This is a genomic window from Thermoflexibacter ruber (assembly GCF_900113045.1).
GTDB lineage: Bacteria > Bacteroidota > Bacteroidia > Cytophagales > Thermoflexibacteraceae > Thermoflexibacter > Thermoflexibacter ruber.
In genome coordinates this window covers 43365-65066 of record NZ_FONY01000007.1, presented here as the reverse complement: position 1 = coordinate 65066, position 21702 = coordinate 43365, and the positions used below count along the sequence as shown (strand labels likewise).

The window sequence follows — 21702 nt, the reverse complement described above, 5'->3', positions numbered from 1 at the left end:
TTAGATAACCATTATTTAGTTCTTCTCATTAGCTAATTGATTAGGAAGAGTTTGTTGAGATAGTTATATATCTCCTACTAAAATATGTAAATATTAGTTAATTTTTTGTATTTTTATAGTAGTTTATTTACGAAAACGTTATAGTAAGATTATCTATAATTTTATTATCATTTTCTTAAACTATTTTTTAACTTTACTTTAATGACATGATAAAACACTAAACTATCACCAAATAGGTAATAATGAGCAAGATGCTTTTCACTTTTATCCTGATTAATCAATGACCAAGATAAATCTTAAAATATTAGCCCATGAGTTAGGCGTTTCTGTTTCTACTGTTTCCAAAGCCTTGCAGGATAGCTACGAAATAAGCCAAGAAACTAAAGACAAGGTACGTAGCTTGGCAAGAAAACTTAACTTTCAGCCTAATCCGTATGCGAGTAGCTTACGCCGACACCAGACCCGCACTATCGCAGTGATTGTACCCGAGATTGCTAATAACTTTTTTGCTTTGGCAATCAATGGCATAGAATCTATTGCCCAAGAAAAAGGCTATCATGTGCTTATTTATCTCACACACGATAGCTATGAAAAAGAAAAGAGTATATGCGAACACTTGCAAAGTGGAAGGATAGATGGGGTACTCATGTCAGTAACTACGGAAACCCAAGAATATGAGCATATCGCCAAGCTCATGGACAAAGGAATTTTGTTAGTTTTTTTTGACAGGGTAAGGCACGAAATAGAAACTGCCAAAGTTACCACCGATGATTTTGTAAGTGGATTGAGTGCTACCGAACATTTGATACAAAATGGAGCGAAAAGAATTGCTTATTTGTCGCTTTCTCCTAATCTATCCATTGACTATAAACGCAAAGCAGGCTACTTGGAAGGTTTACATAAATACAATATTTCCCAAGCGCCAGAACTGATAGTAGAGTGTACCAATAACGATGAGGAAGCCTACCAAAGAATAAAAGCCTTGCTTACTTCTCCGCATAGACCTGATGGAGTTTTTGCTTCCGTAGAAAAGTTAGCAACTATCGCGTATGCTGTCTGCCAAGAGCTATCATTGCAAATCCCCCAAGATGTGAAGCTAATATGCTTTTCTAACTTGAAAATTGCTGCTTTGCTTAGCCCATCACTTTCTACTATTACGCAACCTGCTTTCGAGATAGGGAAAGAAGCCGCAAGCATTTTGTTTCAACATTTAGACCGCAAAAGGGCAAGTATTCCTAATGAAAATATTGTGCTGAAATCTATACTCGTGCCAAGAGCCTCTTCGCAAGGGGAAACTTTAATGATTTAGATTACTTTTATTTGACTGCCTCCCAAAGTATCTCTACCAAGTGCTGAGCCTTTCTGTCTGTACCGTCTTTGATTTGGTGGCGACAGCTCGTTCCATTGGCAGCAATGATTACATCTTCGGGCTGCTGGCGAATCGTAGGAAATAGGACTAACTCTCCTATTTTCATAGAAATTTCATAGTGTTCTGCTTCGTAGCCAAAACTCCCCGCCATACCACAGCAACCCGAAGGAATAAGGTGAACAGTGTAATTAGCTGGTAATGAAAGTACCTTTTTGGTAGGCGTAAGCGAAGCCAAAGACTTTTGGTGGCAATGTCCATGCAATTTGATAAGTTTTTTCTCTTCAGTAAACTGCTCTTTTCTGATGTTGCCTTTGTCTATTTCCTTTGCTAAAAACTCATCTATCAAAAGAGCATTTTTTGCTAATTTCTTAGCGTCCTCTTTTTGATAGTCATGCACTAAATCAAGGTATTCATCTCTGAAAGTCAAAATAGCAGAAGGTTCTAAACCTATCAAAGGTGTTTCCGCTGAAACCAAGTTTTTCAGTAAGTCCACATTGCGGATAGCGATATTTTTGGCTTCATTTAGCAAACCTTTGGACAAATAAGTTCTACCACTTTCCAAGTGTAAGGGAATCTCGACTTCATAACCCAGCTTTACCAATAACTGAATGGCTTTTTTGCCCATGCTTACGTCATTATAGTTGGTAAATTCATCACAAAAAAGGTAAACCTTTTTTGAGTTTTGAGTTTTATTTTTTAACTCATAACTCCTAACTCCTAACTTATAACTTTTTTTATACCAAGACTTCAGCGTTTCCTTTTCTAATAAAGGAATAGACCTTTTTGGGGCAAAACCTGTAAAACTTTTAAAAAGCGAAGAGGTAAAGGAATTACTCACTACAAAGTTGTAAATACTTGGAAATAAAGCAGCTAAGGAAGTAAGTTTGGTAAAGTTGCCAATAAGTTGGGTTCGGAAAGGCACGCCATTTATTTGGTAATATTGATGCGTAAACTCTGCTTTGAGTTTTCCTACATCTACGTTACTTGGACACTCTGACTTACAGCCCTTGCAAGAAAGGCACAAGTCCATGACTTCTTTGACTTCTTGGCTGTTAAATCGGGCTTGAAGTTCAGACCTGTCTTCAGACCTGCCGGGTCTTAAAGACCTGACAGGTTTAAGGTCAAATTTTCCAGAAAGTGCCTCTCTCAAAATATTTGCTCTGGCTCTGGTAGTGTCTTTTTCGTTGCGAGTTGCCATATAGCTGGGACACATCGTGCCTCCTGTGAGTTCAGTTTTTCGGCAGTCGCCACTTCCGTTGCACTGCTCTGCTGCTCGCAGAATCCCCAAAGTTGAAGAAAAGTCCAGAACAGTTTTAAAGTCTGGGGTTTCCTGATTGGGCTGGTAGCGAAGGCTGGTATTCATAGGAGGCGTATCTACTATCTTATTGGGATTGAAGATATTATCTGGGTCAAAAGCTCGTTTGATTTCTCTGCACAATTCATAATTTTTTTCCCCAATCATGAGCTTAATATATTCGCCTCTCAGTCTTCCGTCTCCATGCTCCCCACTCAAAGAACCTTTGTATTTTTTTACCAAGTGAGCGATTTCATCAGCAATCGTTTTAAAAAGGCGGTTGCCTTCTTCTGTTTTCAAGTTGATGATAGGACGCAAGTGCAGTTCTCCTGAACCTGCATGGGCATAATGCACACAATACAAGTCGTATTTTTTCAAAATTTGATTAAATTCTGCAATGTATTTGGGTAAGTCATTGACATCTACCGCAGTATCTTCTATGACTGCCACAGGTTTGGCATCTCCCACCATATTGGAAAGCAAGCCCAAACCTGCTTTTCGCAAGTTCCATACTTTTTTGATGTCCTCACCAAGTACCAGAGGGAAATGATAGCCAAAGCCCTTCGCTTTCATCTCATTTTCAATTTGTTGGGCTATTCTAATGACTTCTTCCTGCGTATCTTTGGAAATCTCTACTGCCAAGATTGCTTTGGGTTTTCCTTGCACGAAAAAGCTATTTTGCTTTTGCTCTATGTTGTTTTCTACACATTCCAATACATAGTGGTCTATCAACTCACTGGCAGAAGGTTTGTATTTCATCGCAATCAGATTAGCTCTCAAACTCTCGTCAAGGCTATTGAAATGCACGCAAAGTAAGCCTTTTTCCTTAGGTGGCAAAGGCACAACATTCAACTTAATCTCTGTGATAAACATGAGTGTACCCTCTGAACCTGCAATAAGTTTACACAAGTTGAAAGGTACACCATTTTTTGTAAAAGGTTCGCTATCCAACAAAACGTCAAGGGCATATCCTGTATTTCGGCGTTCTATGCTTGGCTTGGGAAATTCATTGCGGATTTCTGCTTGGTTTTCTGGATTGGAGAGAATTTCGTAAATTTTTTGGTAGATGTGCTGTTCAAGCCCCACCCCAGCCCTCCCTTTCTGGGAGGGGGTTTGCTCCTCTCTCGCTTGGTTGGTGTTCCCCTCTCCTTTGGGGAGGGGTAAGGGGTGGGGCAGATTACTAAACACCACCTCGCTCCCATCGCTCAAAAAGCCCCGAACTTCTAACAAGTGCTCTCTTGTACTACCATACACTACTGAATTTGACCCACATGAGTTATTACCGACCATGCCACCAATCATTGCCCGATTGGCAGTAGAGGTTTCGGGTCCAAAGAAAAGTCCATAGTTTTTGAGGAACATATTTAGTTCGTCCCTAATAACTCCCGGTTGCACCCTTACCCACTTTTCTTCTGTGTTGATTTCCAATATTTTAGTAAAATGCTTGGAAACATCAACTACGATTCCATTGCCTACTACTTGCCCTGCCAAGGAAGTTCCTGCGGTTCTTGGAATGAGGGAGGTTTTGTTTTCTTTGGCAAAAAGAATCAGCTTTTTAATGTCTGCTTCTGATTTGGGGATAGCCACAGCTAAGGGCATTTCTCTGTAAGCAGAAGCATCAGTAGCGTAAAGGGTACGCATGGTGGTATCATAGTAAAAATCTCCCTGTAAAGATTGGGCGAGGGTTTGGAGTTTGTCAATAGTTATCATGTTTAGCTTAAAGAGATTTGGAGTTTTCTTGCAAAAATAAAGAAATTTGAGGAAAGAATGTTTTGCCTTTATTTAATTTTCTTTCTCTTCACTTCACTCCTGTACTTCCATATCCTCCTGTACCGCGTTCTGTTTCAGTAAGTTCGCTTACACTTTCCCAAGTAATTCTTTCATACTTCGATACAATCATTTGAGCTATACGCAGACCATTTTCTATGGTAAAGTCTTGGTCGGAAAGATTGACTAAGAGAACTTTGATTTCACCGCGATAGTCAGCATCTATGGTACCGGGAGCATTGACTATGGAGATGCCATTTTTAAAAGCCAGCCCACTTCTTGGGCGAATTTGTGCTTCGTAGCCGGGAGGCAACTCTATGTATAAACCTGTGGGAATCAATGCCCTTTGCAAAGGTTTTAGGGTAATAGGTTCAGAAATAAAAGCCATTAAATCTAATCCTGCGGAATGTACCGTTTGGTATTGGGGTAATGGATTATTGGATTGATTGATTACTTTGACAGTCATCAGTTTATTTTTAGTTATAAGTTATTGATTTTGTGTAGTTTATATTTTTATTTTTGACTTCTCAGCCTATCATTTTAAAGCCTACTACCAAAATATCATCTACTTGGTCGTAGGTATCTCCAACCCACTCTTTGAGCGTAATATCCAAGATTTCTTTTTGTTTTCGCATTTGTTGATGTTCCAAAGTAATAGATAAAAATAGTTCTTTCAATCGTTTTTTCATAAATTTTTTTCCTTCTTCTCCCCCAAACTGGTCAGGGTAGCCGTCAGAAAACATATAGAAAAAAGAAGGACTTTGATTGGGAGAGGCATAACTTACTGTATGTTTGGTGTATTTTCGCTCTAATCCTCTGATGATACCTCCTACAGGCATTTTATCTCCTTCTATTTCATAAATTTCACCGTCTTGGATATAGACTAAAGGATTTTTTGCTCCTGCAAATTCTATGACTTTCTGCTGTTTATCCACCACACAAATAGCCAAGTCCATGCCGTCGCGATTTTCTTTGTTGTCTTGCTTAAATTCTTTTTTAATATTTTGATGTAAATGATAGAGGATTTTATCAGGTGAAGTAACTCCTTGTAAATAAACAATTTGATTTAAGTAGGCACAACCTGCCATAGACATAAACGCTCCCGGTACCCCGTGTCCTGTGCAGTCTGCCGCTACAATTATAGTACGATGTCCCATATTAGCAAACCAATAAAAATCTCCACTTACTATATCTCTGGGTTTGAACAAGATAAAATAATCATTTACGCTCTGATTTAGCTGCTCGGCATGGGGCAGTACGGCGTGTTGGATACGTTTGGCATAGTTCAAACTGTTGGTAATATTGCGGTTTTTCTTTTCTATCTCTTTGTGCTGAACCTCTATTTGGTAATAAGTATTAGAGTTTTCTAAGGCATTAGAAATATAAATTGCCATGTTTCGCAAGATATTGAGGTGGTAATCTTCATAAGCATTTTTTTCAAAAGCATGAATTGCTATTACACCTATGAGCTTGTCCATAGTGGCTAAGGGTAAATAAATCAGTGATTCAGGGATTTGTTTGCCCAGCGTCTGAAGATACTTGTGTATGCGAAGTTCTTGGGGAAAATCATCTATTAAAATTTCATCTTGGAGGGTAGTACACCTGACAGCTAAATGATTTTCTTGGAATATTTTGACTATTAGGGAAGGAGTAATTTCTTCGTTTTCAATAAAATTTCTAAACCTAATTTGCTCTGCATGAGCCTCATAAATGCCTATACCAAAAGCATCTACGGGCATAAAGGTCTTTACACTTTTATAAACTGTTTGAATGGTAGTTTCCAAATCCAAGTTAGCAGTGATGTGCTGACCAATCTTGCTCAATAATTTAATATTCTCGTAGGCATGTTCGGTTTCTTCTTTTTGTTGTATGACTTCTGCGGTACGCTCTTGTACCTTCTCCAGCATGAAGTTTAGGTCTTTGGATAACATTCCTATCTCATCGCCAGTATCAATCTGCTCTATTTGGCTTCCTTGCTCAAAATTGTCCTCAATGACCCTATGAATAGAGCGAGAAAGTTTGATAATAGGTTGGGCAAGTTTTCTGACCACAAAATATACGGCAATGATATTGAGTAAAACGCTTAGCAAGATAATAGAAAATAAACCTATTTTTACTCCCATGTTTGCAGCGGCAGCCTCTCTGGCAATTTTCTTATTAATCTGCTGAATATGAGAGCTTATACTATTAGAAATCATGGTCAGCTCTCTACGCAAGCCGCTATTGTTGTGAAAACCTATTTTCTCATCAGTGCGGACTAATTCTATGAAAGTATTAAAGTAGTTTTGCAGGGTTTCCTCAGCAATCAAGGTTTCTTTGGTAACAGGTAGGTTAGCAATTTCATTTTGCAAGGCAATGATAAATTGGCGAACTTTGTGGGCATAGACCGTTTCTTTGCGAATAATATAGTCCTTTTCATAGCGTCTAATCGTTAAGACCTTTACTGGGTCTGCATGATAGATTTTATCTTCTAATTTATGAATCAGGTTTCGCATTTTGCCCTCTAAGCCGTAGTCTTTAAAACCTCTAACTTTGATGTAAAAAACCAAACTATCAAAAGTATTTTCGTATTTATCTAAGGAAAGGTAAATGCTATCTATTTGATTGACGATGTCTGATGAAACAAGCTTGATATCTCTTTTAAGTTCCTCCAACTCTTTTTTGAGCCTATCTATCATTTCTTTGTGCTGATTGATATAAATGCTTTCATTCCTCTCATAAAACTCAGGGTTGATGGCTTCGTAGCTAATAAAGTCTTTTTCCAGAGAGTTTATCTCTTTGACGCTCATGTTAATCTTTGAGAGCGTTATCATGATTTTATCTATTTGGCTTTCTGTTTTATCAAACCACAATGTAAGTGCTATGAGGGCAAGTGTAAGCACAAAAAATAACGTAAAAGCTAAAAGTATTCTAAACTTTAAGGTACGTCTATTGGATAGTGTGTTTGATATGTCCGACTTCATGCGAAAGTGGCTTAGCCTCAAAAACTAATTTGACTTAATATGTAAAAAGGTATGTAGTACGGGGGGAAATCCAAGATTTGAACAAAAATAGAAAAAATTTTACAATAAGACTATTTATTGGTAAGAAAAATTTAGCCTGATTTACTCTTGAAACCATTTAGCATACATGATGTAGTTTCCTGCGATACGGGAAAGCATCTCTCTAAGTTTGTCATCTATGGGCTTGACTTTTTTTGCAGGAACTCCTGCATAGAGCCACTCTGCCTCGACTATAGTACCTTCTAATACTACTGCTCCTGCTGCTATGACAGCTCTTGTTTGTACTACAGCATTGTCCATTACGATTGCCCCCATGCCCACTAAGACCTCATCTTCTAAGGTACAACCATGTACGATGGCATTATGCCCAATGGAAACCTTATTACCAATGACTGTCTTGGCTTTTTGATAAGTGCAATGAATCACTGCTCCGTCTTGGATATTGACTTGATGACCAATAGTAATGCTATTGACATCGCCCCTGACTACTGCGTTGAACCAAACGCTACAATCATCACCCATGACTACCTCGCCTACTACGGTTGCATTCTCAGCTAAATAACAATTTTTGCCAAACACTGGGCTAATACCATTAACTGCTTTAATAATTGCCATAATTTGTACCGTTTCCTCATTTGATTGCCAAATATCATATTTGGAAGGTATTTTACCAAGTTTATCGGCAAGTTTTCTGAGAAATAAAAACAGTAGCTTTAATTTCACTCAACGTTTAGTAGTATTTTTTCCACTAATGACATACCTAATTGGCCTATTTTATCGGTGAAAAATCCGTAGGAATCATGTACTCCGAGATTACGCTGACAGTCAGCGAACCGCCTGCCTTTTCCTCTGAGGCTTTTCTGACTTGTATCCACTCAGGGTCTTGACGAAATCCGTCAAAGGCTTTTAGTCCCGCTTCTTTGCTGGGGTGGGCAAGGATATACATGAGCATCACATCGCTTCCCTGTTCTTTTTCTGTAAAAGTCCAATACCAAAGATTGGTCATGCCGTATTTTTCAAACAGCTTACAAGTATGGTTGCGAAAGCGTGCTAACAAATTTTCTAAGTTATTAGGGGTAGCCTTATAAGTTCTTAACTCAAAAACTCTTCCTTTTTGCCCTTTCTTTTTTATCTTGGTAGGTGAAAAATCTGTAGTTTTCAGGAAAAGAGCCTCTATTTTGCTAATGAGTTTTCCATCTTTCTCAGATTCCTGTTGCACTTGTTTCCATTGAGGGTCTGCAATAAAGTTTTTCCATGCTTGTTCCCTGATTTCTCTATTAGGATACGACAGTACATAGACTAATTTGTTGTCTTTGTTGTCAATAGGTAGCCAATAGCCTTCGTTGGTCATGCCGTGTTTTTTGAATAGCTTGGTGGTATGGTTGCGAAAGCGCGCCAACAGATTTTCCAATTTCCCCTGCTCGGCATAGTAAACGCGCATTTCGTACAGCCTATCATCTTTTTTAAAATTACTTCCTGAGCATAGCAGCAGTATGGATATGTAGGCTATGGCTAATTTTTTCATTTTCATTGTTTTATTTGTTTTGAGATTTTCCAATTACATAATTTTCAAGTTGAACTATGCTTATTATCACCAACTTACCAATTTGGATTAAGTAGTTTATATAAAATTAGATTTGTTGATAAAGAATTTCCATTTCTTGTTTAAAAAATAAAAGAACAGCAAAAAGTTCAAAAATATCTTCTGAGGTAATCACATAAGGGTTACTTGTCGCATATTTCTTACCCTCTAAGATAACAATAAACCAGTTTCGACCATTAACATAAATACCATAAATAGGTTTATCATCTTGGTTAAGTTTTTGAGAGGCAACCATAGCAATCAATAGCTGCCCAAGCGGGTCATTGTCCCTATTCTTTTCTGGTTTATATTCATGTAAAAAAAAGTGTGGTTTTTGTGGAATTTGCTTTCCTTTAGCAATCATAAACTCTACGTTGCCACTGGCGGTTTTTGTATCATTATCATATTTAATAGAAAGTGGTCTTTGAGTAAATACCTTATAGTATTGGCTCACAAAATTCACTACTCTGAAAAATGGACTGATAAACATAAACTTATATTCATCTTCGTTCCAAGACTCAATATATTCAAGTGCCAACCTTCTTAGGCTTTCTATTTCTGCTATTCCTGGATAATCCTTAGCAAGTTCAAAAGTTTTGAATCTATCAAAAAGTTCATGCTCAAAATAACGGGACAGTCCAAAAGTCTGCTCTACTTCCTCATACTGCCAGTCTTTAAAGGGTTTATTTGTGCTTTTTCTTGCCATGTTTCTACTGTCTTTTACTATCAAAGCAAAGATACATTTTTTTTGGAAAATTTCCACAATAGGTTCATATATGCAAGAATTATACTCTTAACTTTTTCAGAACACCGAAGGTGTGCTATGTTTGTAGTAACAAGAGTGGATTGCCTTGATGAACTCCAAAGGAGTGAAATTTTACTTGTAGAAAGTTTATATTTTTAATCTATAACAAACAGTATAAATCTTGTATGTAATTATCTATAATAAAATACAGATTTGGAGTAATGCATCTGCTTGAAAATCTAAAAATTTATGTACTTTTGGAAAAGCTATATTACCCTTTGCAATGATAAAAGAAAAAGAACTGTTAGAAGAAATAAGAAGGTTAAAAATCGAGAATGAACTACTCAGATTTCAGCTAAAGTCCCAAAGTGCCACTCAAAGTGCCGCTAAGAGTAACTCTTTTCATAGTTTTGAACAACTCACTTCTTATACCATCAATCATACTAACGATATGATTTGCTGGATTAATGAAAAAGCAGAGGTCATCTATGCCAACGAAGCCCTTTGCAAGCAGTTAGGCTACTCAAAAATGGGAGCTTTAGACTTTAAAATCAGTGATTTAGACCGAACCTACATATCTGAAACATGGAAAGATTTTTGGCAAAAACTAAAAAAGCAAACTTCTATTACCTATGAATCTGCTATCAAGACCAAAGCAGGCGAACTATTACCTACGGAAGTTACTGCTAATTTCATCATTTTTGAAAATACTGAATACAACTGTACCTATATCAAAATCATTACTGAACGCAAGCAAGCACAGGAAAAAATCAGGCTCCAAGAATACAAAGAGAAAGCCCTCCTCAAAGCCATTCCTGACCATATTATTTTGATGAACAATAAAGGCTTATACATAGATTTCAGAAAAGGGAAGGGCGACCTTCTTTATACTACCTTAGAAGAAGACATAGTAGGTCGCTCTATTTACGAATCCAGTATGCCAAAAGATGTAGCCGACCTCATTGTTTTTCATGTAAACAAGGCTATTGAAACTGACGAAGTCCAAAGTATAGAGTATAGTTTTGATTTTCCTAATGGAACAAAGTACTTTTTTGAATCAAGAGCGGTTCGTTATACCGACAGTTTGGTTGTCCGAATCGTCAGGGATATTACTGAGCGAAAAAAAGCAGAAGAAAGAATTAGAATGGAGGAGGCAAGGAAAAACGCCTTGCTCAATGGTATCCCAGATGTCATTTTTATTATGGACGCTAAGGGTGATTATATAGATATGCGCGGCGGAAGCGGTTTTGGTTTTTTATCAGAAAGTCAAATCATTGGGAAAAATATCCTTGAAATGATGCCCTTAGAAACAGGGAAGTTGATTCTGGAAACTAATCAGAAAGCTATAGAAACAGGAGAAATACAAACTATAGAGTACGAGCTTACTTACCAAGACTCCAGTAGGCATTTTTTTGAGTCCAGGGCTATCAAATACGGTAATGCCCATGTATTGAGGATTGTCAGGGAAATTACTGAAAAAAAACTTAATGATGAACAGGTCAGGCTTAGAGAGCAACACAAGGCTGCCTTGCTCAAAGCTATCCCAGATATGATATTTGTGATGAATGACAAAGGTGATTATTTGGATTATAAAGGTGGGCGAGGCAGAGTATTCATCAATCCTAATACAGTCATCGGTACAAATATTCTCGACTCAGGTATCCCCAAAGAGGTAGCTGAGCAGATATTAGAAGCGAATCAAAAAGCTATAGCCACTGACGAAGTGCAAACCATAGAATACCACTTGCTATTCCCCGATGGCATTACTCGTTACTATGAATCTCGCTCAGTAAAATACAGCGAAAACCAAATATTGCGAATTGTCAGAGAAATTACAGAAAGTAAAGTAGCAGAAATAGAGAAAAATAATCTGCTACAAGAAACGCAAATACTGAATGAGGAACTCCGAGCAAGCGAGGAGGAGATTCGCCAAACTTTAGAACACACCATTGAACTCAAAGAAGAAATAGAAAAAAGAGAACGCAATCTCATACAAGTAAACGAAGATTTGATACTGCAAAACAAGCAGTTAAGCCATTATAGGCATATTGTTTCGCACAATCTACGCGCTCCCGTAGCCAATATCTTAGGGCTTATCCAAGTTTTTCAAATGGGCTTGTTTTCCCAAGAAGAAATGCCACTTATGTTAGAAAAATTACAAAAAGCAGTAAACAAGTTAGATGAAACCCTGTACGACCTTAACGAGGTGCTTTCGCAAACCCAACTCTCCCAAGAAAGTAAGCAAGTGATTGATTTAGCCAAAGAAGTAGCCCTTGTAGAGGAAACTATGAAATCTCAAATCTATTACAGCAATGCCAAAATAACAACTGATTTTTCACAAGTCCCCCAGATTTATGCTTTAGAAAGTGCCGTCAGGAGCATATTCCAAAGCCTCATTAGCAATGCAATTAAATTTTGCAAAGAAGGAGAAAGCCCTATTATTGAAATAAAAAGTGAATTGGTCGACAATTATGTTTGTATTTCTTTTAAAGATAACGGCTTAGGCATAGACCTGAAAAAATATGGAGATAGCTTATTTGGCTTATACAAACGCTTCCACCCACATATCGAGGGCAAAGGTACAGGGCTGTACTTAGTTAAGGCACAGACAGAAATGCTCGGAGGTAAAGTAGAAGTAGAAAGCCAAGTAGGAAAAGGCTCTACTTTTAAAGTATATCTAAAATAGCTTACTTATTACCAGCGAATTACCTGAGTTTCAATACTCAAATTCTCCAGACTCGCTCTTGATAGTGAGTTTTTTATGAGTTGATTTTTCTACCCAGCCGATTACTTGGGCTTCTATTTGGAAAGACTCTGCAATTTGGATAATTTCAAGTGCATATTTTTCAGGAATATAAATTTCCATGCGATGCCCCATATTAAAAACTTTATACATTTCCTTCCAATCTGTTCCACTTTCGCTTTGGATAAGTTCAAAAAGAGGAGGACAAGGGAAAAGATTATCTTTGACAATGTGTAGATTTTCAACAAAATGCAACACTTTAGTTTGCCCTCCACCGCTACAATGTACTAAACCATGAATATGCGGTCTATGACTTTCAAAAATTTGCTTCATCACAGGGGCATAAGTACGCGTAGGTGAAAGCACCAGTTTACCAATATCAATAGGGAGATTTTTGTATTTTTCCGTGAGGTTTCTTTTTCCTGAATAAACCAAGTGAGCAGGCACAGCTGGGTCAAAACTTTCAGGGTATTTTTGGGCTAATACTTTGCTGAATACATCATGGCGGGCCGAGGTAAGTCCATTGCTTCCCATGCCTCCATTGTATTCGGCTTCGTAGCTTGCCCGCCCATAGGAAGCAAGTCCTACGATGACATCTCCAGCTTGAATTTTATCATTAGAAATAACCTCTGAGCGTTTCAAACGTGCTGTTACTGTGCTATCTACGGTTACAGTGCGTACCAAGTCGCCTACATCTGCGGTTTCGCCTCCAGTGCTATAAATTCCTATGCCATAAGAACGCAACATCTCCAATACTTCCTCCGTGCCATTGATGATAGCAGAGATAACTTCCCCTGGAATCAGGTTTTTATTGCGGTTGATGATAGAAGAAAGTAAAATATTGTCCATAACCCCCACACAAAGCAAGTCATCGAGGTTCATCACAATAGCATCTTGGGCTATGCCTTTCCAAACGGACATATCTCCTGTTTCCTTCCAATAGAGGTAAGCCAAAGAGGATTTTGTCCCTGCACCGTCAGCGTGCATGATGCAACAATACTCACTATCGCCAGTCAATAAGTCAGGCACAATCTTACAAAAGGCTTTGGGAAACAAGCCTTTGTCTAAGTTTTTGATAGCATTATGCACCTCTTCTTTGGAGGCAGAAACCCCTCTTTGAGTATAGCGTTCTATGTGAGTGCTTGGCATTTTTGCAAAAAAATCTGTTTGGAAGCTTTTAAAATTTTAAAAATATCAAAAATATCGTCTTGGGTCGCATTATGCCCTGTAGTAATGGCATATTTTTTATCCTCTAAGACCATGAAAAACCAATTCCGTCCAACAACATATACTCCATATATTGGGCTACCCGTCTGATTGAGCGTTTGCGCTGTTAGCATTGCGGCAAGGCACTGTGCCGCAGGGTCTGGACTGCTATTATCAACTTCTTTTTTATATTCATGCAAGCAAAAAAACGGTGAGCCTACCTCTTGATAACCCGTAGCGACCATTAAGTCAGGCACTCCACTGATTTCCTCGCCGTCCACTATTCCGCTCAAAACTCTATCTGCAAAAGCAGAAAAATATTCAGTTTCAAAATTTACAAAAGTAATAAGCGTACCTATAAATTTGATTTTGAGTTCTTCCTCATTCCAAAAATCTACTCTTTTAGCGAGTAAATCTCTTAAGTAGGTCAAGTTTGCTACTTCTAAATCAGTCAATTCTACGGGCATAGCCAACCAACTCTCCAGTACCTCAAGCTGGCTGACTTGCCTCAAGCCAAATCTTTTCCCCAGTTTTTCCCTTGTCCAATCACTGAATTTACTCATGTTATTTTTGATTTTGAGGTAAATTTAGCAATAAAAAATGAAATTATGCCATGTTATGATAAACTGCTTGTACGTCATCTTCTTCCTCAAACTTGTCAATCAAATCCAAAATTTCTTCTGCCTGCTCGTCGGTAAGGCTATCCACGGTAGAAGTAGGGATACGTGCTAACTTAGCATTAATAACGTTAATTTTTCTATCTTCTAAGGCTTTTTGCATTGTCCCAAAGTCAGTGAAAGAAGTTTGAATGACCAAATTCCCTTCTTCGTTATCATAAATCTCTTCCAAACCAAAATCAATAAGCTCGAGCTCGAGGTCATCTTTATTCACTCCTTCGGGAGCAACAGTAAAAATACCTTTGCGTTGAAAAATAAAGTCTAAAGAGCCAGATTTTCCCAAAGAGCCATTGGAACGGTTAAAGTGCATACGTACCATAGCAACAGTACGCGTAGGGTTATCAGTGGCACACTCTACTAAGATAGCTACGCCATAAGGTCCGTAGCCTTCATAGACTACTTCCTCAAAATCTCCCTCTTCCTTCGATGATGCCTTCTTAATAGCATTTTCTATGCGGTCTTTGGGCATATTGGCTTGGCGTGCATTTTGGATAATCATACGCAGGCGAGCGTTAATTTCGGGGTCTGCACCGCCTTGCTTTACGGCAATAGAGATTTCGCGACCGTACTTGGTAAATGTCTTAGACATCATGTCCCACCTTTTTTCTTTGCGTGAGCGGCGGGCTTCAAATGCTCTTCCCATCTTATGCTTTCAGTTAAATTACAGATGAATGATGATAATTTTTATGCAAAATTAATATTTGATATGAATAAGTGAAAACATTTAGATAGTTTTACCAAAATCTCTACAAGTAATCAGTTCAGTGAAATAGCAGGGAAACGAAAGGCTATGGCTTGGTGAAACATCAAGGAGTGGATTTGAAAACGCATGAATTTGAGCATGGGGAAGCTCGCAAGTACGTCCATCACCTCTGTTTCTGTATTTGCATTGACCATTACCCAAAGTTTGAGTCTATCTTCGGAAAGTGTATAGCTTGTAATGATTCCTTCGCTCATGAGCTTATTTATCTTGGCTCTTTGCTCAGGAATCAGTGCAAAAAACTCCTCTGTTGGGTACTCTGGTAGGTTTATATCGACCATAAATTGACTCATCGTGCTATATTTTATTACCTATTATCAATATCAACAATACTTAATAAATATACAAATAAAATCTCTAATTACCAAATAAGTCTTTCAATCTACTAATTAACAAAACAAACCAACTCAGAAAAAGTTGGTCTGCTACAAAAAATATTTCGTCTATCAGTCCCTCTACTCAGAGGCATAGCTCCCCCCATTGCCGAAAGGATTGGCTTTGGCTTTCATCTCGTAATAAGTAGTGCGGGCATATTCATTGGTACCACTATTATCGGTTTGTTGCGTCCTTATTTTTTTTACGTTACGTGCTACTTCTCCCCCTTCGCGATTTCTGCCTATTGTGTACTCTACCGAGTCGCCGTCTGCTAACTCATTGAAGTCGCCCTCTACTACGTCAGAGTAATGAAAAAATAAATTGTCAGGGCGGGCAAAAATAAAGCCATAGCCATTTTTCACACTTACTATGGTGCTTTGGCGAATCTTATTGTCTGATTCCTTATTGTCCACGTACTTAGGAGCTTCTTGGACAAAAATATTATTAATAATCGGGTCATTTCTTTTTGCACGATTCTCTATGATTTCGTGCATAGGTACTGCATAAGTAACCTCCTCAAGTAGGTCTTGGGAAGTACGCGTAACCATCTCTTTTCCTGCGTCAGTGCGATACTCGAAATCCCAACTCAAAACCATTACCCGCGTTCCCAGCGTATTTAACTTACGAACCAAAGGCACATAGTCCCCGTCGGAAGCTATCAAAACTACTACATTGTATTTTTTGTATAAAGCCAACTCAAAAGCCTCCAAAGCAAGCCAAACATCTATTCCTTTTTCTTCTAATTTCCCTCCACGCGTTTTTAGAGGAAGGTAATGCGTAATTACCCCTTCATTCATCAGCACATCATCAAACAATCTATCAGATAATAGTTTATTGGGGCTACTTGCTTCTGAAATGGTTAATCTTCCTCTAAAATAATGTGAATCAACGATTTGACAATATCTAATATCATTTCCTTCTTCTTGTGCTACTTTACTTCTAATAAAATCATGTAAACCTCCTATGCTAATGCGTGCTTTTCGTGCGTGTTCGTAGTTATAATAATTGCTTACGTGTAAAAAGTAATTCCCGTCATAAAATACTCCTATTCTTGTTAATCTTTTGTCTGCTTCTATCATGTTCTTGTAATGAATTAAAAATGTGTTATTTATATTTACTATTGCCTATTGTATGTCAATGTCATAGGATTTGCCTTCTGCCTATCCTGCTTTTATTCTAAAATCTGCTTTCACAAAACTATGCAAGTATTTTGAATAAGGAAAATTATTGGAAGGTTTTGTAAGTAAAGCATAAACTGAGAAAAGATGTAAAATAAAGGCTTCTTTACAGTAGATAAATAAAGAGAACTGTAAATAAAAATGCTAAAAATAAAAGCAAGGGTTTCTGATAAGTTATTACAGAGTAAAAATTACCAATCAAAAAAGTAGAACCCTCCAAATCTTACTTAAATTTGTATAAAAAACCGACCAATGAAGAACCTGCGTATTATTTTCATGGGAACGCCAGAGTTTGCTGTGCCTTCCTTAGAAATTTTGATAAAAAACAACTACAATATAGTTGCTGTCGTTACTGCCACAGACAAAGAAGGTAAAAGAGGCTCTGCTTTAGTGCCTTCTGCGGTCAAGCAATATGCTTTACAGTACAATATCCCTGTTTTGCAACCTGAGAAATTGAAAAACCCAGATTTTTTAGCAGAACTTGCATCTTACCAAGCAGATTTACAGATAGTGGTTGCCTTCCGAATGTTGCCAGAGGCTGTCTGGACTATGCCTCCTTTGGGAACTTTTAACTTGCATGGCTCGCTCTTACCGCAGTATCGCGGTGCTGCCCCCATCAATTGGGCTATCATCAATGGAGAGAAAGAAACAGGAGTAACTACTTTTTTCTTACAACATGAAATAGATACAGGAGATTTGATTTTACAAGAGAAAGAGCCTATTTATGAGGAAGATACGGTAGGAATATTGTACGAGAGGCTCATGCACAAAGGGGCAAACCTAGTCTTAAAAACCGTACAACTGATAGAAAGAGGTGAAGTAAAACCAAGCCCACAACCGCTCATTCCTGCTGAAGAATTGAAAACCGCACCTAAGATTTTTAAGGAAACTTGCCAAATTAACTTTCATCAAACCGCAAGGCAGGTATATAATTTTGTGAGAGGACTTTCGCCCATTCCTACGGCATGGACGGAGATTAGTGGCAACATTTACAAAATTTATAAAGTCAAACCTGTGGAAAGTGAACCTTTTGGCGAAGTAGGAACTTTTAGAACAGATAATAAAACCTTTTTACATATTGCTACCCTTGATGGCTTCGTGAGTGTAGAAGAAATACAAGCAGAAGGCAGAAAACAAATGGACATCAAGAGTTTTTTACAGGGAAAAAAACTATAAAAAATGCAAGCGTTTATCAAAAAAATCATACTTTTGCAGTAAGGCATACAGCAACTTTGACGACCCTTTAACAACCTAAAATTTACCCTTTGAACACAATGCGATTTATCAGGATACTACTATTGCTACTGATAGTAAATACTTGTGTAGTTTTTGCCCAAAACCCTATTAGCCAACAAAACGGCGTTAGTAGTGAAAAAGATTACTATACCGCTGTAGAGCTATTTGAAAAAGAAAAATATGCCGCTGCCAAACTACTATTTGAGCAGTATGTAGCCAAAGACCTTGACGATGAGAATAGTATCAAAGCCCAGAACTACTTGGTCTTATGCGCTTTATATTTGAAAAATCCTGATTTTGATTACTATGTAAATCAACTCGTTAGCAAGTATCCCTATCATCACTTCACACTAAATACCTATGCCCAATTAGGCACGCAGTTTTTTCAACAAGGCGACTATGTCCAAGCGGCAAAGTACTTGAAAAAATTGGATTTAGAAAAGCCCAATTTGGGCAATGTGCATCTTGCTTATCAGTTGGCATACAGCTACTTTGTAAACAAAGATTATCAAAACGCAAATAAAATCTTACAAAAAATTAAAGGAGGCGAGCATAATTATGCCTATTTAGCAAGTTATTACGCAGGTTATATTGCTTATATGAAAGGGGACTATGCCAGTGCTACCGCAGACATCTCCAAATCTATGCAAGATGAAAAAATCAAACATGAGGCTGAACTCCTGCTGGTTTCTATTTATTACCATCAAAAGCGTTATGCAGAAGTCATTAACCAAATTTTAAAAAGCAAGCAAGCAGACCAGCCTGCTTATGACTTGCTTTTAGCCGATAGTTATTTGACACAAGGCGACTCTGCCATCGCCGTTCAATACTTTGAAAAGTATATCAAAAGAAGCAAAGTGCAAACAGACAGGGTTTTGTTTTACAAAATGGGTATAGCGTATAGCTCTTCTTATGTCAATAAGCTCTCTCTTTCTACGTATTATTTGAGCAAGGTTGCCGACGAAACTGATTCTTTGGCTCAGATTGGTGCTTATCAGTTAGGCATCGTGTATATCCGTCAGAGGGAAAAAATTGCAGCTATTCATGCTTTTGATAAGTGTAGAAAATTAAGATTCAACAAAGAACTGCAAAAATCTGCTTCTTTTTATTACATTAGGCTCAACTTCGAGATTGATGATAGTAAGAATGCAACAGAAGGTTGTCAATTTTTTGAAAAGAACTTTCTTAATGATACCGTTTTCATAGGAGAAATCAATCGCATGAGAAGTGAAGCCTACCTCAACAGTGGTAACTACCAATCTGCTTTGCAGTACATAGAAAAAATGTCTTCTAAAGACCTTAAAGCCCAAATTTCTTACCAACGCATTGCTTATAATTACGCCGTTGAACTTTTCAATAACGGCGAATTTCGCTCTGCAAAAAGCGCACTGAGAAAGTCTTTAACTTTCCCTCACAATTCAGAACTGACTAATGCAGCATATTTTTATCTTGGAGAAATCTCTTTACATCTAAAACAACTTGACTCTGCGCTCATTTTTTATCAAAAAATACATACTAACTCGCTATACATCGCAGATAGTTATCTTGGCTTGGGTTATGCCTATTTCCAAATGGAAAATTATACTTTGTCTATCCAATATTTTGAAAAATACGTCAATTCGGGTAAAGAAACTTATCTAAAAGAGGCATATAGCAAACAGGCAGATGCTTATTTTAAAATCAAAAACTTCACACAAGCCCTCAATGCGTATGAGTTGGCTTTAAAACACGGAAGTACAGATTTTGCACATAACTATTATCACCGCTCTTTGTGCCTGATAGAGCTTCGCAAATTTAGAGAGGCAGAGGATTTACTGGGGCTTTTAGAGGAGGCTCATCATGCTGACGACCGCTACACAGACTGGATTAAGTACCAAAAAGCCCATATTTTTTATGAAAGCAAGCGTCAGGATTTGTGCAGAAATATGTTATCTCAAATCATAGACAATCCGACAGATAGCCCTGTACAGTCTTTAGCTTTGCTAAAAAGAGGGGATATTTACTCAGATGGGGCAGTATATAATAGGGCAGTAAACGACTACAAAACAATCATAGAAAAATTCCCCAATTCGGAAGTAGCCCAGCAAGCCTTGCAGAGGTTGCAGGATTTAAACATGAGAGGCATCTATATTCCTAATCTTGACCGTTTGATGAGCAGGCTCATTCGCCCTCAGGCATCTATGTCGCAAACACAAAGCCTTGAATTAAAAAATGCTCAAACTCATTTTGAGAACGGAGATTATGCAAAAGCTATTTTGACCTTGACGAGGTATTTACAAAATGTTCTCCCCTCAGAAAATACAAGCGAAGCAGAGTATTTATTAGGTCAATCTTACAATGCCATAGGGGATACAGAACGAGCAGGTACGTACTTTGAACGCTCTAAACTGAAGAAGGGCTTACTCAAATCCGCTCAGATAGATTTTCAAATAGGTTTTTTTCAGAGTGCTATCTTAAAATTTGAAAAAGTGCTAAAAAGCTATGCAGAAGAAAATGAGCAGATAGAAGCTAAAATAGGCTTGATAAAGGCTTATTTTGTCTTGAAAAATTATGAGAAAGTCATGTATTATTTGACTGAATTGAAAAATTCTTATGCCCCTCATACTCACCCTGTGGAGCATCTCTACTTTGGCAAACTCTATTTTTCGCAAGGGCAACTTGACGAAGCCAAAACTGCCTTTGAAAAGGTCATTCATGCAACTAATAATGTCTATGCCGCAGAAGCTCAATACTTCATCGGGCTGATTTACAAGGAACAGGGAGATTATTTGTCCTCCAATGAAGAACTATATAAAGTAAAAGCGAAATATCAAAACTATGCTACATGGGTATATGAAGCCCTTTTTGCTATTGCTGACAATTATATTTCTTTGGATAATCTTTTCCAAGCCAAGGCTACTGTGCAATGGATTATTGACAATAGCCAAGACGCTAAGATAATTTACCGCGCCAAAGAAAAACTAATGGAATGGGAGAGATAAAAATTATGCTTATTCACAATTATTTAAACTCTCTCTAAGTTTTCTGATTTCAGTAAGCAAGTTGGTTATTTGAGGAACATCTTTACCATACTCAAATGTTACTTTTTTGGCTTGCTCTTGGTAAATAATTTCTATCCATTCCGCCCCACCGTCAGCACAATCAGGGCAACCTATAGTTTCTGGAAGGGCTTTAAATGTATTAAAATCAACTGCTTTTGCAAGTTTTTGCCATTCTTGGGTAGCGATAGTCCTCTGGCAGGTCTGATTGGCTATGTTAGCCCTCCAAGCCTTGCGTTCCATCACAATCTGCGTAGGATTGATTACTACTTCGGTGATGCAAAGCCCCGCACACATTCCAAAAGAAGAACCCGTTTTGATAACAAGGTTATTTTGGGAAGTAATGTCTGCATTTTTTTCACAAGAAAAAGCACTCAGCAGGATAAAAAGATAAAGAAAAATAAATTTTTTCATGGTTCAGTTCAAGTTTTTATCTATGACGCTTTTTGGACTTATTGCGTTGCAGAAGGTAGCAAAAAAATGAAACTTAGGGTTCTCTGACACTTTTTGTGGAGTTAGCCAATGGGAAAATACTACGTGTAAATTTAAGCCCGTAGGGCTGTCATCTTTGTAGGAAAGAGCAAGCCCAACGTACAACAACGCTGTAGGCGTGAAATATACCACTGCTACGCGGTTTTATGTGGGTATATTTATTATTTTCTACAAAGATAACACATCTACGGTGTTAGTCAATGGCAGACTAAGTCCATTAATTACATAGTTTTACACA

At 37.8% G+C, this 21702-nt stretch carries 18 protein-coding genes; 5 read left to right on the top strand and 13 right to left on the bottom strand.

Annotated features, from left to right (window positions below; genetic code table 11):
• Positions 1–280 precede the first annotated feature (280 nt).
• Positions 281–1309 carry a LacI family DNA-binding transcriptional regulator gene (locus BM141_RS05470; protein WP_091541389.1) on the top strand — a complete coding sequence of 343 codons (1029 nt, stop codon included), beginning with the start codon at positions 281–283 and terminating at the stop codon, positions 1307–1309.
• Positions 1310–1316: 7 nt separating this feature from the next.
• Here the strand turns inward: BM141_RS05470 and BM141_RS05465 are convergent, their stop codons facing one another.
• From BM141_RS05465 to BM141_RS05455, 3 genes are all read right to left on the bottom strand, one after another.
• Complete coding sequence (locus BM141_RS05465) at positions 1317–4373, bottom strand: FAD-binding and (Fe-S)-binding domain-containing protein (RefSeq protein ID WP_091541385.1); 3057 nt, start codon at positions 4371–4373, stop codon at positions 1317–1319.
• 88 nt (positions 4374–4461) lie between these two features.
• Positions 4462–4896 carry a dUTP diphosphatase gene (gene dut / locus BM141_RS05460; RefSeq protein WP_091541381.1) on the bottom strand — a complete coding sequence of 145 codons (435 nt, stop codon included), beginning with the start codon at positions 4894–4896 and terminating at the stop codon, positions 4462–4464.
• Between the two features lie 61 nt (positions 4897–4957).
• Positions 4958–7243 (bottom strand): GAF domain-containing SpoIIE family protein phosphatase, encoded by a 2286-nt coding sequence (locus tag BM141_RS05455; RefSeq protein ID WP_177217273.1) that lies wholly within the window; start codon positions 7241–7243, stop codon positions 4958–4960.
• On the opposite strand from BM141_RS05455, the gene BM141_RS22795 reads away from it, so the two are divergent.
• The gene (locus BM141_RS22795) at positions 7242–7421 is read left to right on the top strand and encodes a hypothetical protein (RefSeq protein WP_177217272.1); all 180 of its coding nucleotides are present in this window, start codon (positions 7242–7244) and stop codon (positions 7419–7421) included. The genes BM141_RS05455 and BM141_RS22795 overlap by 2 nt on opposite strands.
• 113 nt (positions 7422–7534) lie before the next feature.
• Here the strand turns inward: BM141_RS22795 and BM141_RS05450 are convergent, their stop codons facing one another.
• The 3 genes from BM141_RS05450 to BM141_RS05440 form a co-directional block, all read right to left on the bottom strand.
• Positions 7535–8047 (bottom strand): gamma carbonic anhydrase family protein, encoded by a 513-nt coding sequence (locus BM141_RS05450; RefSeq protein ID WP_091541661.1) that lies wholly within the window; start codon positions 8045–8047, stop codon positions 7535–7537.
• A 154-nt stretch (positions 8048–8201) separates the two neighbouring features.
• Positions 8202–8963, bottom strand: coding sequence for an NIPSNAP family protein (locus tag BM141_RS05445; protein WP_245763990.1), 762 nt, complete (start codon positions 8961–8963; stop codon positions 8202–8204).
• 100 nt (positions 8964–9063) lie between these two features.
• On the bottom strand, positions 9064–9720 hold the full coding sequence (locus tag BM141_RS05440) for a hypothetical protein (RefSeq protein WP_143090809.1): 657 nt from the start codon (positions 9718–9720) through the stop codon (positions 9064–9066).
• A 322-nt stretch (positions 9721–10042) separates the two neighbouring features.
• Here BM141_RS05440 and BM141_RS05435 point away from each other — a divergent pair, with 322 nt between their 5' ends.
• Positions 10043–12445: a PAS domain-containing sensor histidine kinase gene (locus BM141_RS05435; RefSeq protein ID WP_091541372.1), complete on the top strand. Its 2403-nt coding sequence runs from the start codon at positions 10043–10045 to the stop codon at positions 12443–12445.
• A gap of 30 nt (positions 12446–12475) precedes the next feature.
• Here BM141_RS05435 and BM141_RS05430 read toward each other — a convergent pair whose 3' ends face one another.
• The 5 genes from BM141_RS05430 to BM141_RS05410 all read right to left on the bottom strand — a co-directional run bounded on the left by BM141_RS05430 (position 12476) and on the right by BM141_RS05410 (position 16599).
• A complete protein-coding gene (locus BM141_RS05430) occupies positions 12476–13651 on the bottom strand; it encodes an AIR synthase related protein (protein ID WP_091541368.1) in 1176 nt (391 codons plus the stop codon).
• A complete protein-coding gene (locus BM141_RS05425) occupies positions 13633–14271 on the bottom strand; it encodes a hypothetical protein (RefSeq protein WP_091541366.1) in 639 nt (212 codons plus the stop codon). The genes BM141_RS05430 and BM141_RS05425 overlap by 19 nt, the downstream gene beginning before the upstream one ends.
• Before the next feature lie 43 nt (positions 14272–14314).
• Complete coding sequence (locus BM141_RS05420) at positions 14315–15028, bottom strand: YebC/PmpR family DNA-binding transcriptional regulator (RefSeq protein WP_091541363.1); 714 nt, start codon at positions 15026–15028, stop codon at positions 14315–14317.
• Between the two features lie 113 nt (positions 15029–15141).
• A complete protein-coding gene (locus tag BM141_RS05415; RefSeq protein ID WP_091541654.1) occupies positions 15142–15426 on the bottom strand; it encodes a muconolactone Delta-isomerase family protein in 285 nt (94 codons plus the stop codon).
• A gap of 174 nt (positions 15427–15600) precedes the next feature.
• Complete coding sequence (locus BM141_RS05410) at positions 15601–16599, bottom strand: NYN domain-containing protein (protein WP_177217270.1); 999 nt, start codon at positions 16597–16599, stop codon at positions 15601–15603.
• A gap of 351 nt (positions 16600–16950) precedes the next feature.
• Here BM141_RS05410 and fmt point away from each other — a divergent pair, with 351 nt between their 5' ends.
• Both fmt and BM141_RS05400 read left to right on the top strand, forming a co-directional pair.
• Entirely contained in the window at positions 16951–17874 is a 924-nt protein-coding gene (gene fmt, locus BM141_RS05405; protein ID WP_245763989.1) for a methionyl-tRNA formyltransferase, read from the top strand.
• Between the two features lie 98 nt (positions 17875–17972).
• Positions 17973–20915, top strand: coding sequence for a tetratricopeptide repeat protein (locus BM141_RS05400; protein WP_091541360.1), 2943 nt, complete (start codon positions 17973–17975; stop codon positions 20913–20915).
• A 9-nt stretch (positions 20916–20924) separates the two neighbouring features.
• Here the strand turns inward: BM141_RS05400 and BM141_RS05395 are convergent, their stop codons facing one another.
• Positions 20925–21386: a hypothetical protein gene (locus BM141_RS05395; RefSeq protein WP_091541356.1), complete on the bottom strand. Its 462-nt coding sequence runs from the start codon at positions 21384–21386 to the stop codon at positions 20925–20927.
• 3 nt (positions 21387–21389) lie between these two features.
• Complete coding sequence (locus BM141_RS22540) at positions 21390–21596, bottom strand: hypothetical protein (protein WP_143090808.1); 207 nt, start codon at positions 21594–21596, stop codon at positions 21390–21392.
• Positions 21597–21702: the final 106 nt, after the last annotated feature.